The sequence below is a fragment of the Streptomyces lushanensis genome (genome assembly GCF_001700515.1).
Classification (GTDB): domain Bacteria; phylum Actinomycetota; class Actinomycetes; order Streptomycetales; family Streptomycetaceae; genus Streptomyces; species Streptomyces lushanensis.
The window spans coordinates 1-14232 of the sequence record NZ_MAUD01000054.1 but is presented as its reverse complement, the minus strand read 5'-3'; the positions used below and the strand labels follow the sequence as shown (position 1 = coordinate 14232).

General features: G+C 69.0%; 15 protein-coding genes and 1 tRNA gene. 8 read left to right on the top strand and 8 right to left on the bottom strand.

Features of this window, described 5'->3' with window-relative positions; translation table 11 throughout:
* Positions 1-239: 239 nt before the first annotated feature.
* From BFF77_RS35075 to BFF77_RS34215, 3 genes are all read right to left on the bottom strand, one after another.
* The gene (locus BFF77_RS35075; protein WP_141698358.1) at positions 240-641 is read right to left on the bottom strand and encodes a hypothetical protein; all 402 of its coding nucleotides are present in this window, start codon (positions 639-641) and stop codon (positions 240-242) included.
* A 352-nt stretch (positions 642-993) separates the two neighbouring features.
* Positions 994-1066, bottom strand: a tRNA-Leu gene (locus BFF77_RS04650).
* A gap of 14 nt (positions 1067-1080) precedes the next feature.
* Entirely contained in the window at positions 1081-1362 is a 282-nt protein-coding gene (locus tag BFF77_RS34215; RefSeq protein WP_066944058.1) for a hypothetical protein, read from the bottom strand.
* 334 nt (positions 1363-1696) lie between these two features.
* On the opposite strand from BFF77_RS34215, the gene BFF77_RS04640 reads away from it, so the two are divergent.
* From BFF77_RS04640 to BFF77_RS32815, 7 genes are all read left to right on the top strand, one after another.
* On the top strand, positions 1697-2557 hold the full coding sequence (locus BFF77_RS04640; protein ID WP_107422071.1) for a DUF5753 domain-containing protein: 861 nt from the start codon (positions 1697-1699) through the stop codon (positions 2555-2557).
* An 11-nt stretch (positions 2558-2568) separates the two neighbouring features.
* Positions 2569-3387, top strand: a complete 819-nt coding sequence (locus BFF77_RS04635) for an SAM-dependent methyltransferase (protein WP_066944053.1) — start codon at positions 2569-2571, stop codon at positions 3385-3387.
* Between the two features lie 295 nt (positions 3388-3682).
* Entirely contained in the window at positions 3683-4306 is a 624-nt protein-coding gene (locus BFF77_RS04630) for a histidine phosphatase family protein (protein ID WP_066944051.1), read from the top strand.
* Between the two features lie 256 nt (positions 4307-4562).
* The gene (locus BFF77_RS04625; protein WP_066944049.1) at positions 4563-5390 is read left to right on the top strand and encodes an SDR family oxidoreductase; all 828 of its coding nucleotides are present in this window, start codon (positions 4563-4565) and stop codon (positions 5388-5390) included.
* A 247-nt stretch (positions 5391-5637) separates the two neighbouring features.
* Positions 5638-5922: a hypothetical protein gene (locus BFF77_RS04620; RefSeq protein ID WP_066944047.1), complete on the top strand. Its 285-nt coding sequence runs from the start codon at positions 5638-5640 to the stop codon at positions 5920-5922.
* A complete protein-coding gene (locus tag BFF77_RS04615; RefSeq protein ID WP_066944045.1) occupies positions 5919-6212 on the top strand; it encodes a hypothetical protein in 294 nt (97 codons plus the stop codon). Before BFF77_RS04620 ends, BFF77_RS04615 begins: the two co-directional genes overlap by 4 nt.
* Positions 6213-6606: 394 nt before the next feature.
* A complete protein-coding gene (locus tag BFF77_RS32815; protein ID WP_169922609.1) occupies positions 6607-6906 on the top strand; it encodes a peptidase inhibitor family I36 protein in 300 nt (99 codons plus the stop codon).
* Positions 6907-7246: 340 nt separating this feature from the next.
* Here the strand turns inward: BFF77_RS32815 and BFF77_RS04600 are convergent, their stop codons facing one another.
* Together BFF77_RS04600 and BFF77_RS04595 are read right to left on the bottom strand one after the other, a co-directional pair.
* Positions 7247-8209, bottom strand: coding sequence for an AraC-like ligand-binding domain-containing protein (locus tag BFF77_RS04600; RefSeq protein ID WP_066944086.1), 963 nt, complete (start codon positions 8207-8209; stop codon positions 7247-7249).
* Positions 8210-8551: 342 nt separating this feature from the next.
* Positions 8552-9949, bottom strand: coding sequence for a choice-of-anchor Q domain-containing protein (locus BFF77_RS04595; protein ID WP_141698357.1), 1398 nt, complete (start codon positions 9947-9949; stop codon positions 8552-8554).
* Positions 9950-10190: 241 nt separating this feature from the next.
* Between BFF77_RS04595 and BFF77_RS04590 the strand changes: the two genes are divergently transcribed.
* Positions 10191-11288, top strand: a complete 1098-nt coding sequence (locus BFF77_RS04590) for a GntR family transcriptional regulator (protein WP_066944037.1) — start codon at positions 10191-10193, stop codon at positions 11286-11288.
* Positions 11289-11575: 287 nt separating this feature from the next.
* On the opposite strand, the gene BFF77_RS04585 is transcribed toward BFF77_RS04590, so the two are convergent.
* The 3 genes from BFF77_RS04585 to BFF77_RS04575 form a co-directional block, all read right to left on the bottom strand.
* Entirely contained in the window at positions 11576-12109 is a 534-nt protein-coding gene (locus BFF77_RS04585) for a TetR/AcrR family transcriptional regulator (protein WP_066944035.1), read from the bottom strand.
* A 22-nt stretch (positions 12110-12131) separates the two neighbouring features.
* Positions 12132-12968, bottom strand: coding sequence for an alpha/beta fold hydrolase (locus BFF77_RS04580; protein WP_066944032.1), 837 nt, complete (start codon positions 12966-12968; stop codon positions 12132-12134).
* A 295-nt stretch (positions 12969-13263) separates the two neighbouring features.
* The gene (locus tag BFF77_RS04575) at positions 13264-13833 is read right to left on the bottom strand and encodes a snapalysin family zinc-dependent metalloprotease (protein ID WP_066944030.1); all 570 of its coding nucleotides are present in this window, start codon (positions 13831-13833) and stop codon (positions 13264-13266) included.
* Positions 13834-14232 lie beyond the last annotated feature (399 nt).

Sequence of the window (14232 nt, the reverse complement as noted above, 5' to 3'; positions counted from 1 at the left end):
TGCACCAAGATCAACAGACATAAGACCTTTGCGGTGAACGCCCATACCAACCTGGCGTACCGCGGCTACGGGCGAACACACTCGCCGTGCAGGCCGGTCCCCGCCTCGACGCACGGCATCCCTGCCCAGGGGTGCGTGACCAGCCATTGCCACGTCTGCACCGTAAAGGGGTATGGGGCATTCCCCTTGACGGTCCGGGTGCGAAAGTCTTCAATCCTCGCATGGACCCGCTTACGCATTTAGTGACTCATTCCCTGGCGCACCTTGCCAAGCATCTCGGGAACTCCGTGGATGACTGGCTCAACGAAAACTCTCCAGAAGAACGCTCCAAGCGAGACGCGGTTATGTATCAGCACATGAGACACGACGCTCTCTGTCTCGTGGAGTTCGGGCTCATTCACGGTGTGCAGCCCGCATACAAAGAGATCATGTTCCACGCGTACTGCCGGGGGTTCAACTCCCGCATACCGTCGGATGCCTTGTACAACGTCGGCTATCTTGCCGAGGCTTTGGGTCGGCACACCCGCGACGGTGAGGCCGGATACCGCCAATGCGCCAGTGGCAGGGGACATGTTGAGTCCCTGCTGTCGAAGAACAACCAGATCGGAGATCGTGGCGACGGCGACTGCTTCTGCCGACACGAATGGGTCCCCGAGAACTTCAGGGCCCGCGCACGTCAGCATCGAAGCTGACAACCGCCTCTGCCGATCTGCCGGTTGCCGGTCGGTTTCAGGACGGTGAAGGAGAGCACACACAGCTTCAGCCGCGGCCTCCCTCGGGGCAAGGGATTCGGGGGAGTGGGTCGTATTCGGCCGGCGCATCGAATGCGGCACCATCCCCCGGTCCTTGACCGCGCGGCCGGCCGGGAACGCCTCGGGCTCCTGCGCCGGCGGTGAGACAGCAGCTGTCGCCGATCCCGATGACCCGTGGTACGGACGCGGCCGGAGTGACGGTTCGACAGTACGTGCCATGGCCGCGCATGGATGTGGTGAGTACCCGGGGCGGGATTCGAACCCGCGCTTGTCCGCTTTTAAGGCGGTTGCGTCTTCCGCTGCGCCACCCGGGCGGGGGGCTGGGGCCCTATATCCGTGTGCTGCGGTGCGGGGTGCCGGGGGCGGTTTCTTCGGCGTCGTCAACGGGCGAGGACCGGACGATGCCCTCAGTTCTGAGGCGGATGCCCCGGTGGCCCCGGCCGGCGACCGTCAGCGGTCTGCCGGTGGGCGCAGCGTCCGTATCGCCCACGGGGAAGCGCGCCTCGCCCAGTGCCTCCAGGTGGCTGAGCGAGGCGAGGCGATCTCGGGTCGCGGTCTCCGTCTCGCCGGCGCGGGCGGCTCTGCCGGTCGTCATGCTGCCGGACGTCATCCTGGTGCTCCGTGCTGATGGCGGGGACTGAGGGACAGATCTGCCCGGCCTGCGTCTGCCGACTGTGTCGCCGACGCGCGTCCGTGATCGGCCCGGGCGCGGGTGAAGCACATGGGGGTCGGAGCCATGGCCGCTCGGCGGCCCCTGGCGATGAGGACGGTCCGGTTCGGGGCACGGGCGCACGCGGGAGCGGCGCCCGGAGGCGCGGTGAATCGTCACGCCCTCCAGCATGCGTGTGAATCACAGAGTGCGCAATTCCCACGGTGAACTTCTACGCTGGTTCGCAGGGCCGCCGGTTCGTAGGCTCCAATGGACCGACCGACTGGAGGAATGTGTGAGCCGAGCGCGCTCGGGACCGACGATGGACCACCTCGTACTCGCCACGCGGCTGCGGCTGATGCGGGAGACGAGTGGTCTGACCCTGCATGACGCGGCCCGCGCGCTGGGTTCCCACACCATGACCGTCAGGCGCATCGAGGCGGCCGAGACCGCTGCGGACGCCGATCAGGTCGCCACTCTGCTCGCCCTGTACGGGGCATCCGCGGAGAAGACCCGGCGGATGCTCGCCGGCGTCGCCGAGGCCAATCGGACCGGCTGGTGGCACCCCCACCGGCGGGTGATGAGCCCCGAGCAGCAGCGGTGGATCGGCGTCGAATCGGCCGCTTCCGTGGTACGGCTGTGGCACGGGGCGCTGGTCCCGGACCTCCTCCAGACGCAGGATTACGCCCGCGTCCTGTACCGGGTGCGGAGCCCAGGCGATGATGCCGAGCGTGAAGACCAGAAACTCGCACTGCTGGCCGAGCGGCAGACCCGGCTGGCCGACCGCGGCGCCCGGCTGTGGGTACTGATGTCCGCGGCCGCCCTGCACACGATGGTCGGCAGCCCGGAGATCATGCGCTCCCAGCACGAGCACCTCCGCGCCGCTGCCGAGCAGCGCCACTGCACCATCCAGGTCGTACCGCTGACCGCGGCCCCCCATCCGCTGACCGCGGCCCCGCCACTGCGTCTGCTGCGTATCCCGGTACCCGAGATCGGCGACTACGCGGTATGGGACCTGCCCGGCGACGACCGGGTCGACGACGATCCCGCCGTCGTCGCGCCCCTGCGCCAGGCCATGGACGTTGCTGCCGGCGCCACGCCCATTCATGTCCCGCTGCCCCTGCCCGAACTGCCACCTGCTGTACAGCGCGCCTGAGAGGCCCACCTGTGTCCGACACCTCACCCACGTCACGGCTCAAGCGAAGACCGCCGACCGGCGTTGACACCTCCGTTCCCCACTCGGCGAGAATCTGGAACCACTGGCAGGGCGGAAAGGACAACTACGAGGTCGACCGACAGGCCGGTGACGCCTATGCCGCCGCCGCCCCCGGCATCGTTCCCGCCGTCCGCGCCTCACGCGACTGGCTGCGCCGGGCCGTGCGCTGGACAGTGTCGGAGGGCGGCGTGAACCAGCTGCTCGACATAGGCGCCGGAATACCCATCGAACCCAACGTCCACGAGATCGCCCAGGACAGATCCGCCGACGCCCGCGTCGTCTACGTGGACCACGACCCGATGGTGCTCCTCCACGTCGGAGCCCTCCTCGACAGCACTCCCGAAGGAGCCACCGACTACCTGGAGGCCGACATGCGCGAAACGGACCGGGTGATCACCCAGGCGGCCCGCACCCTGGACTTCTCCCGGCCGGTGGCACTCGTCTTCTCCGATGTCCTCGGCCACATCCCCGACCTGGACGAGGCATACGCGCTCGTGCGCCGCCTCGTCGGCGCCACCGCCCCGGGCAGCCTCCTCGTCCTCAGCCACGCCGTCATATCCCCCCAGGGCGCGGCTGCCCAGGACGACTACAACGAGTCCGGCGCGATCCCTTACATCCTGCGCACGCCGAGGCAGATCGGTGGATTCTTCGACGGACTCGACCTGGTCGAGCCCGGCCTCGTTCCCATGCCCGACTGGCGCCCCGACCCCAACACGGACACGCGGCCACTTCCCGGCGTGGGCTGGGGGGCCCTGGCCCGCATCGGCTAGATCTGTCCGGTCGCTCTTCGTGGGCCCGGAATGCCCGGCACGGAGGCTCGCCGCGTTGCCGGAGTTTCCCGAGTACATCCAGTACGCGGGCAATTCTCCGCGCCACGATGCTCCCCGTGGCCGTGGCCGTGGCCGTGGCCTGGACGGTACGGAAGGTACTCCCTCCGGATGACCAACACTTGTCGACGACGGGTGTTTCTGCCCTACGCGTTCGTCAGCCGTGGAACCAGAAGGCACATGTCAGCGTCCCTCCAGAGGTTCGCAAGATCATGAACGTCGGCAGAGGAATTCGCCCATGACCGGAACAGCCGCCCGCTACCTCTACCTCGCACGGCACGGTGAAGCGTCAGCGGATGAGAGCACGCTGACGGACAAAGGACGCCGACAGGCCGTGCTGCTCGGTGAGCGACTTCAGCGCATCCCCTTTTCGGCTGTTCACCATGGCCCACTCCCACGTGCGGAGCAGACTTCCCAGCTGATCCGCGACCAACTCGACGGCGTTCCCTTGCGGCCGTCGGAACTGGCTGGGGATTACATCCCCTACATGCCGCAACGAGGAGAACTGCCGGCGGAATCGGCCGACGCCATGCTTGCTCACCTTGCCCGGTTCCCGGCCGAAGAACGTGAGCTCGGACCCGAGCTGGCCAAGGCCGCTCAGGCGCAATTCACCGGACCCGTCGACGGTGACGAGCCTCGCCATGAACTGATCGTCACCCACAATTTCCTCATCGGCTGGCTCGTCCGGGCCGCTCTCGACGCACCGAAGTGGCGCTGGATGGGCCTCAACCACGCCAATGGCGCGCTGACCGTCATCCGATACGCGCCCGGCCGACCCGCCTCCGTGCTCCTCTACAACGACACGGGCCACCTTCCCGTCGAGCTCCGCTGGACCGGCTTCCCGCCCGATCTCCATTTCTGAGGGCAGCGATCTGCCCCTCGCACGGCAGCCACCGGACGAAGACCCGGAGCATCTCAGGGTCCGCCTTCTGAGGGCCCTGGCCCAGCCCGCCGAGTACGCCACCGCCAACGGCGACTCACTCCCGCACCACGCAGATCCTTGAGCACGTCGCGGACGCAGGTGGTCTCTCCCCGATTCATGGGTTCACGGGCCCGGGAGACGCCCAACTTCCGTGGTTCTCCTTCGGAGCAGCCAGGCGGGGCTATGGTGTCGCGACGTGACGATTTTGATCATCGGTGGGAGCGGCTTCCTGGGCGCCGAGTTGATCCGGCTGGCGGCAGCGAGCGGGCAACCGACGGCCGCGACGTACACGACCAGGCCCGGGAACACCGCCCGAGTCAAGTCGTATCACCTCGACCTGCGCGACCCTCGGAGCGCGGAGGCGGTAGTGACCGAGGTCAGCCCCCGTCTCGTCGTCAATGCGTCCAGCGGCGGGGCCGACTGGGCGGTCACCGCCCAAGGGGCGGTCCGTCTGGCGATCGCGGCGGCGGAGTACGGTTGCCGCCTCGTCCACGTCTCCAGCGACGTGGTCTTCTCCGGTTCGCGTGTCCATTACGACGAGTCCTGCCTCCCCGACCCCGTCACCCCGTACGGAGCCGCGAAAGCCGCCGCGGAGACCGGGGTCATGCTCGTACATCCGGCGGCCGTCGTCGCCCGTACCTCGCTGATCATCGGCGACGGGCAGTCCGTTCACGAGCGCACCGTGCACGAACTCGCGGCCGGCACGCGCCACGGAGTCCTGTTCACCGACGACATCCGCTGCCCGGTGCACGTCACCGACCTGGCCTCGGCCATCTTGGAACTGGCCTCGCGCGACAACCGTGGCATGCACCATCTCGCAGGGGCAGACGCCCTCAGCCGCCACGAACTCGGCACCCTCATCGCCAGACGCGACGGCCTCGACGCTTCCCGGCTGCCCGCGGGCCCACGCGCCGACAGCGGGATTCCCGGCGCCATCGACGTCCGCCTGAACAGCCGCGCGACTCAGCGGAAACTGCGCACCATCCTCCGCGGTGCCCGCCAGTTCCTCACCGCGACAGGGTGACCCCCGACCTCGGCGAGCTTCCGCAGCGCGCCCGCGTTCGAGCGGTCCGCCGCTTCGCGTGCCGTGCCACTTCGCGAGCACCGATCCGGGCCCATCGCGCCCGCGGTCGACAGGATGCTGGTCGAAGGCACGCAACGAGACACGAAATCGTTACAGCAGAGGGCGTCGACGTACGGATGGAACAGCACCCTGTCAGGGGAGCGGCCTCGCGTAGGACACTCGACTCACGACCGAAGGGGACGATGCAGTGACAGCCCAGCCAGTAGATCCGCCGCCCGGCCCGGTGGCCGTGATCCCGCACACCATCGGTGCCATCGGTGACGCCCTCACCAGCGAGAAGCGCCTGGCCTTCTTCGCGGAGGTGCTGGCCACCGAGGAACACGCCGTCCCGGCGGTGATGCGCCGCTGGTGGATGACCGCGATGCTCAACAGCGCACCCCACGCCGAGCGCAGCCGCACCGACACCGCGGCCGGCCGCAGCCTGGTCCCCGTCGACCAGTTCCTCGACCGCATCGACGGAACCACCTTGTGAGCGACCAGCCCGCCCGCGGCTGGAGGGTCACCATCGGGGAGGTACCGGCGCAGACCGTCCTCGCCATGCCCGACCACCTGCGCAAAGCCACCGCGAACTACCTCAGGGCCCTGGCGATCGAAGCAGGCGGCGCGATCGACCTCGACCGCCGGCCGCCTGGCGTCCCCATGGACGACGCGGGCCTGCGCTACGCCCTTCAGATCGAACGCGAACCCATCCTCCTCGAATACCTCGCTCTGCCCGAGGCCCGCATGATCCGCATCGCGGTCATCGTCTGGTACGAACAATGAACCGCAGGGACAGCCCCGGCGACCGGCCGGGCACGAGGCGGTAGTCCGCACAGCCACCCGGACGGGATACGGGATCCTCGGCACGGGATCACGCCCCCAGACTGGGGCAGACGCGGACCGGCCCGGGTGTCACATACCGGAGCTGCTCAGGCGTCCCGAACCTGCGCTACCCGCGGGTCATCACCTCCGGCGGCTACCGCCCGGATCGCCTTGCGGCACAGACTTTCGAGACTGCCACCGGATGGATGGCAACTGAACCGGGCCAGTTTGCAGGCCGTCACCCAGGGGAGTTGCTTGCCAACCACATGTAGTCATCGGTGATTGGGGTCCCATGCGCTTCACGTCAACGGTTCGCCGCTCCCTGGCAGCCCTGGGCGCTGCCGCTGTGCTGAGCTTGGCCAGTGTCATCCCCTCGGCTGCCGCACCTCCGGTCAGCGGGCCGGAGGACTGTTATGCCGGATGGGTCTGTTTCTGGCCGCAGGCCAACTACGGAGGCCAGATGGAGGCGTATCAGAACCCCTCCTACCACACCTGCGACAGGGTTCCCACGGGCAACGGAGAGGTGCGCTCCATCGTCAACCGCGACGACCAGGCGTGGACCCTGAGCACCAACTTCATCTGCAACGGCGGAAAGAAGATCCAGCCCGGGGAAGAGAACTCCGATCTGGGGCAGGAGTACTACTACTGGAAGTGACCCAGCCCGAACCACCGAACAGGTGACGGCGGTCCACCCGCCACAGGCAGCCTCCAGCCCTGGCCCGGGCAGGGGGCTGCTTCGCCGGGTCATCACCGACGGGCCGGTCCCGGCCGCCTCCGCCATCGGCACAGCGGCAGAGCCCGAGCGATTCTGGATCCACGACGGGACCGACTTCACCGGGTTGGAGAAGTCGGTTGTGCCACGCTCGTGAGCCCCGGCACCGCGCCTCGCCGTGTTGTCGTCGCTCACCAGGGCTCTGCCCTGGCTTCCTCCTCCGCTGTGCGATCCGCGGCACGAGGCCCTGCTCCTTGAGCCGGCCTGATCCGAACGGAAGACTCTAGGGGGCGCCCAGCGTCTGGTGGCGGTAGTCCCGTGGTGGCAGCCCGTAGGCTGTACGGAACGCGCGGCTGAAGGCTGTGGCCTCCAAGAAGCCCCAGCGGGCGCCGATCTGATGCACCGGAACGTTCCTCAGCAGCGGGTCCCCCAGGTCACGCCGCGCCCGGGCGAGTCGCTCCTGCCGGATCCACGCTGCGACTGTCACCCCTTCTGTCCGGAAGAGCCGGTGCAGATAGCTCACCGAGATGTGGTGTGCGGAGGCTATGGATGCCGGAGACAGTTCCGGCTCGTGCAGGTGCTGCTGAACGAACGCCCGCACCCGCAGCACGAGAGTACGTCCCCGCGTCTCCGGGGATAATCGGTTCTCCTCCTCCAGATGGTGGGCGAGCATCGCCGACAGAAGGTCGACGAGGACCGTTTCCAGGCGAGGGCCGTCCGACGGCCCGTACGAAGCGCTGTCCCGGGACATCGTGGTGAGGAAACCGGCGAGCAACGCGCCGATGCCCTCCTGCGCCGGTAGTCGCCGTGACAGCAGTCCCTCCACCCTCGCTTCGGGCAGCGACAGGAGTCTTCGGGGCACCTCGAGGCCCACAACCGTGACGGGTTCGGGATAGCGGAGGTCGAAGGGGCGCCACGTATTGGTGACCGTCATGTCCGGGGAGCCGTGTGCGGCCTGTCTGCCGACCTGGGTGACCTCCAGGGTGCCGCGTTGCGGCAGCAGCAGGCGGTAGAGCTCCGGATCGTGCTGCCGGATGAGCCGGGGTGTCCGCCTCAGGCGGACCGGCTGCGTCGTCACCGGCCACACCGAGGCCGCACCGACCCCGAGGACCCGCATCTCCCCGCGGTAGTCAGCCGCGTGGTCGCTGTCCATGTCCACGGGCACCATGGTCTTCCCCACGAGCTGGCACCAGTAGTCGAACCGGTCCTCCACCGGCACGTCCACCGTCCGAAACTCCGTCACGATCACCCGTCGATCCCTTCGGCCATCCAACTCTTGCGCCGTGCCACGGTGTTGATCGACATCAGCAGCCGCTCCATCCATCACAGCCCGGCCCGGCGCCGGCCGTCAACGGCCGGTCCTCGCCATGCCGTGTGGTCGAAGCCGAAGCCGCGGTCCGCGAACAGTTGTCGCGGCCGGTGCCGTTCCGTGTGCAGGCCGCTCGGTGCGGGCGGTCGGCGATCCAAGGCGATGACAATGCTTCCCCCGAAGCCGCTCAACGGGATCGGAGGGGCCGTCGCATCGTCCGTACGCGGGAAACGGCCGCGGGCCGGACGGACGGCCCGCGGCGAAACGCCGGCACGAGGGTCAGAACTCGTAGGCGCCCACGTCGAAGGGGGCGGAGCGCTGCTTCCGGTCGGCGTCGACGGTGGGGGCGTCCCTGTTGGTCGCGCCGCCGATCGCCGGGGAGCCCTGCCTGAGGTGGAGGTTGCCGCCCGGGTAGTCGGTGAAGTACGTCGAGTAGGCCGTACCCACCGTGATGTTGTTGGAGTGCTGGGTGTTGGTCCCGGCGCCGGTGTTGAAGGTGCGTGCCAGGTTGTTGCGGACGATGTTGCCGTTCGAGGGCGTTCCGTCCTTCTGGTTGGTGAGGCGGATCTCGCTGTCCGTGGCCGGATAGCGCGGGACGACGGTGTTGTTGACGATCCTGCTGTCGTTCATGCCGTAGAGGCCCATGGCGAGACCGACCTCCACCTGGACCACGTTGTTCTCGATGGTCCAGTTGCGGTAGGGGCCGTCGAAGGCACCGATGCCCTGGATCGTGTACTTGCCGTTGTACTGGAAGGGAATCTTGGCGTAGCGGGTGCCCGTGCGGCTGACGAAGACGTTTCCGCGCAGCACGACATCCGTCACCGGGGTGAAACTGCCGTCACCGCGGTAGCTCTGGAACATGTCCCGGTGCGGCGGGTCGTTCTCCGTGCCCGCCGGCACGACCGCGTAGCTGTTCACCGCCGAGTTGTACTCGACGAGGCAGCCGCTGACCTTGCAGCGGAAGGCGTCCTCCCAGAAGTGGTCGACGCTGTTTCCCCTGACCACGGCCCCGGTCGCGCCGACGCCGGCCTGGGAGGTGCGCTCCAGCATCACACCGTTGCGGACGTTCCGGATGCGGTTGTCGAGGACCTGGTTGTTGGCGCCGACGACCAGGACGGCCGTGCCACTGCGACCGACCCAGTCGTTGTTGTACCAGGTGTCCGCGGAGGCGTCGCTCGCGGCTCGGACCTGCGAGTTCTGAAGGACGTCATGGGTGGCGCCGGCGTCGAACTGCACGAGGTTGCCCGTGGTGTACGTGCCGTCCGCCTCCTGGGGCGAGACGAGCACCCCGTCGACCGTCCAGCGCGTGGCGCCGGACGCGAACCTCAGGGTCTTCATCCGGGGTGTCGCGCCTGACGCGGCCTTGATGGTCCGCACACCCGCCGCGACGCCGCCGGTGATCACCGGGCTTCCGTGGTTTCCGCTGCGCAGATAGATGATGTCTCCGGCGGCGAAGGTCCTCCCCGACGCGAAGACCTCCTGCAACGTCCGCCACGGTCGGTCCGCCGTACCGGGATTGCTCGCCGAGCCCGTGGCGGGGTCCACGTAGTAGGCCGCGGCCGTGGCCCCGGCGGGGGAGGTCGCGGTTCCGAAGGCCGCGCGGTCGGCCTGGAACCCGACGGCCAACGCTACGCAGGCGAAGAGTGCGGTGCGCCTGGTCGTTGTGCTGATGGACATGGTGACGGCCACGAGGAGACCTCGGCTTCTTGTGGGGGTGTGGGGAATCGCGGTGACCCGCGCGGTGTCTGGTGAGGAGTTTGGGTCAAGTCATGCCATGCGTCAACAGATTCATTGGAATGAATGAGGGCTGATGCTCTGCCATCTGCGACCCCGCGACGGGTAAGGTCGTAGGGTCGTCGCACCGGACCGGTGCCGATATGGACCGAGCCGGTGCGGATGCGGATCGAAGGGGGATGCGGTGAGTTCGTCACGCGCTCCTGCCGGCACCGCCGTACGCGGACACAAGACACGCCATCTCGCGGACGAACTGCGCCGGGCCATCGCCGAACTGCGCTGGCCGGCCGGCAAGTTGCCGACCGAGCAGCAGTTGGCCCGTGACCAGGGGGTGAGTCTCAACACCGTACGGCGGGCGGTCGATCTGCTGGTCCAGGAGGGCCTCGTCTACCGCCGGCAGGGATCCGGAACGTATGTCTCGGCCTCCCGGACACCGGACACCGGCTATGCCGTCGGCGTCGTCGTGCCCTCGCTGACCTACTACTATCCGCGCGTCATCGCCGGTATCGAACGCGAACTCTCCCGCCACGGCTCCCGGATGCTGCTGCGCTGCACCGACTGGGACCCGCGCATGGAGCACGGGGCGGTCGAGGAGCTGGTCCGCTCGGGATCGGCCGGGCTGATACTGGTACCCACACTCGGCGAAGAGGGCCCCCGGCACTGGCTCGGGGACGCGGGGGAACTCGGTGTGCCCGCGGTGCTCGTGGAGCGGGGAATGGACCTGCCGGCGACCTCGCACGAGTTCGTCTGTTCCCATCACGCGGCCGGGGCGCGTGCGGCCGTCGAGCATCTGCTGCGGCTCGGGCACACCCGGATCGGCTACATGGAAAGGACCAGTCCGCACACGGCACCGCAGATCCGGTCGGGCCTCGCCGTCGGACTGGAGCACGCCGGACTCGACCCCGCTCCCGTGGTCGCGGCGTCACTGCCCCGCTGGAGCGCGGAGGACGCGGACCGCTTTCTGGGCAGTCTGGCGGACGAGGGGGCGACGGCCGCGCTCTGCTTCGCGGACCGTGAAGCGTCCTTGCTGGTCAGCGCGGCCAGGCGGCGCGGACTGCGTGTTCCCGAGGATCTTTCCGTGATCGGCTACGACAACGAGGTCGCCGACCTGTGCGAGGTGCCTCTGACCGCCGTGTCCCCGGCGAAGGCGGACATGGGCCGACGCGCCGCCGACATCCTCAGAACCCGCATCGCCGACCCCAACACCCCTCGGCGGCAGGAAGCGTTTGTGCCGCACCTCGTCGTACGGGACTCCACCGGCCCGGCGCCCCGGCAGCGCTGAAGGACACCGACACCCCGCGAACGGGGAGGCCGGCCCGGCCCTCCCTGTGCGCACGAATCGTCAGGCGCGTCGCGAGGACGTACTTGCTTGGCCCGGTGGCCGGCCATGGCGGTTTCGGTCCTGATCGTGGGCAGCCTCAGCATCCGGCACGCCTGGTGGTCGACCGCTGCCGTGGCTGCCTGTTCGTAACTCCTCGTCGGCGGAGAGTGGTCAGGCTCGTTCTCCTTCGGCGCGGACACCGATCCGGCTGTGGCGCGGTCCTGTGCCGTCGGACCTTGGGCGCGGGCTCAGATGGCGCGCAGGCCCCGGTCGGTGAAGGCGATCAGCCACTCGAAACTCTCGTCGATGTCCGTGCTCCACTGGAAGCCGTTCGCCGCCTGGAGTGTGGCGAAGCCGTGGCAGAAGCTGCGGAGCATGCGCAGGGCGTGGTCCACGTCGGATTCCGCGATCTCGTAGCCGCGAAGGACCGCCGTGAACGCGCCGAGCAGCCGCTGGCCCGCGGTGGCCAGCGGATCGTCCGGGCCGGACGGTTCCAGGCCGAGCGTGGCGGCGTACCGGCCGGGGTGCTCCAGGACGAAGGCGCGGAAGGCGCGCGCCGCGGCGGCCAGGGCGTCGCGGCCCGCGTACCCCTGGACCGCCCCGCCGACGGCGTCGGCGGCCTGGCTCAACGCCAGGGCCGCGATGCGCCGGTTGAGGTCCTCCTGGCCGCCTACGTGCTTGTACAGGGACGGGGTACGCACGCCCACCCGTTCGGCCAGCAGACCCATCGTCAGGCCGGCGAGACCCACCTCGTCGGCGAGGGCGGCACCGGCCGCGACCACGGCCGCCGGATCCAGGCCTGCCCTAGGCACGGGCGGCCTCCGACCGGAGGAAAGCGAGCAGGAGCGAAACGACCTGGTCGGGGAACTGGTCGTGCGGGTAGTGCCCGGCGCCCTCGATCATCTCAAGGCGGCCGAGGCCGGAGGGAAGGGCGTCAACGATCGCCGAACCCTCGGCGTGCGGGTCGGCCCAGTCGGGGTCGAGCGTGCCCATCACGACCAGGACCGGGCAGCGGACGTTGCCGAGCTGCGCGCCGGCGTCGGTCGGGGCGCTGCGGCCCATGCCCTGCATGGCCTTCATCCGGCCCGGCTCGCGCAGCAGGGAGTCGATGAGGCCGAGCCGCTCGGTCCAGCCGGCCGGTTTCACGCCGGGGTAGGCCACGTCGAGGTACGAGCGCCAGAACCGCACGCTGCCGAACACTCCCGCGCCGAGCAGCCGCAGCATGCCTTGCCGGAAGCGCTTCACGCGCAGGTCGGCGAGGCGGATTGACTGCTTGCGGGTGAACGGCGCCAGCTCGACAGCCGCGCTGATCAGCGAGGGCTCCTGGGCGGCGGCGATGGTGGCGGCGCCGCCGGAGATCGAGTGGCCCACGAGCAGTGCCGGGCCGCCCAGGTGGCGGATCACGGCGAGCAGATCGCCGGCGATGGTGGTGCGGCTCCATGCCGGCCAGCCGACGCTGGACTCGCCGCAGCCGCGCAGATCGACCGCGGCGACCCGGTAGCCCGCGGCCACCAGCGGCGGGATCACGGCACGGTACGCGGCGCGGCTGTCGCCCATACCGTGCGCGAGAACGATCAACGGGCCGGACCCCGCGACCTCGTATGCGATCGTGCCGCCGTCGACAGCAAGGTACTCGGTCATGACGCTCCTCAAGTTGGCTAATGATGTTAGCTAAAAGCTAATGTCATTAACCAAGTCTGTCAACAGCCGACCCGGCGCGGCCCGAGAGCGACGAAGCGCCACGATGGGGATCACCCTCGTGATCCGCTGCGGAGGACGATGTTCCGGGGTCCGTTGGAGGCGTCGCGTGGCGATGCGGAACGCTTCGGTGACGTCGTTCCGTGAGGCGAACGGGTCCGTCTCCGCGAGCCGCCCCGGAGCGCGGTCTGCGCTCCGGGGCGTACGGTCACTCCCGCTCGGGGATCTGCGCCGTGTCTCAGTCCACGATCACGGTGTTGAGAGGCACCGCGGGGGCCGTCGCCGCGAACGCGCCGCCGAAGTACCGCTCGACCTCGGCCTTCTCGGTCGCGTTCGGATAGGCGTTCGTGCAGGAGGTTCCCGCGCTGGAACCGGACATCAGGCTCGAACACGGTCCGGGCTTGCGGTCCGGCAGCCCCAGGATGTGGCCCAGCTCGTGGGACGAGATGCGGATGGTGTTGTGACCCTCGGTCACCGCCTGCCGTCCGATGTAGACGGTTCCGTTGCCCAGCGAGGTGGTGATGGCGCGGGGCCAGCCGTTGTCCGCCAGGACCCGTATGTTGGCGCGCTGCCCGGTTGCGGCCGGTCGCAGTTCGACGGCGTCGACGCTCTCGTTCCAGATCGCCGCGCCCCGGTCGACCGCGGACCTGAACTCCGCGGAGCCGCTGGCGTCGTAGGTGACTACACGCGCGGCCAGGGCTCTGTCCGCGTCCGCCGGTGGGGCGGCGACGGCGGCCTGGCCACCCATCAGGGAAAAGGTCACGGCCAGGGCGGCGGCGAGTCCTCCGGTCAACGTACGGACCTGCATGGGCGATCTCCTTACAGGAAAAGTGGTCGTGCACATGACACGACTTTGCTCCTGCTCACTGCCCAGCGGGACCTGATACCAATCCGTCAATCCGAGGAACTCGGTCACAGAAGACCAAGCCCGGCCAGTCGAAGCCCGGCAGAACTCGCAGAGCAGGAACGACTGTCAACCCAGCCGCACGGACCACCGCCTACTTCCGGGCGACCTCGCATACCGCGTGGGCAAGTTCATCCGTCACTCCTCGTGGCCACTGCAGGGAAGTTGAGCCGGAACCCGAACTCGTGCCCAAAGCCGGGGGAGGTCTCGGGGCGCCGTTCAGTGGTGCTGCGGGTGTGTTGTGCGGGTGGGGGCGCCGGGTAGCTGCTGGTGGGCGGGGTCGGTGTCCAGGACGTCGTGGAC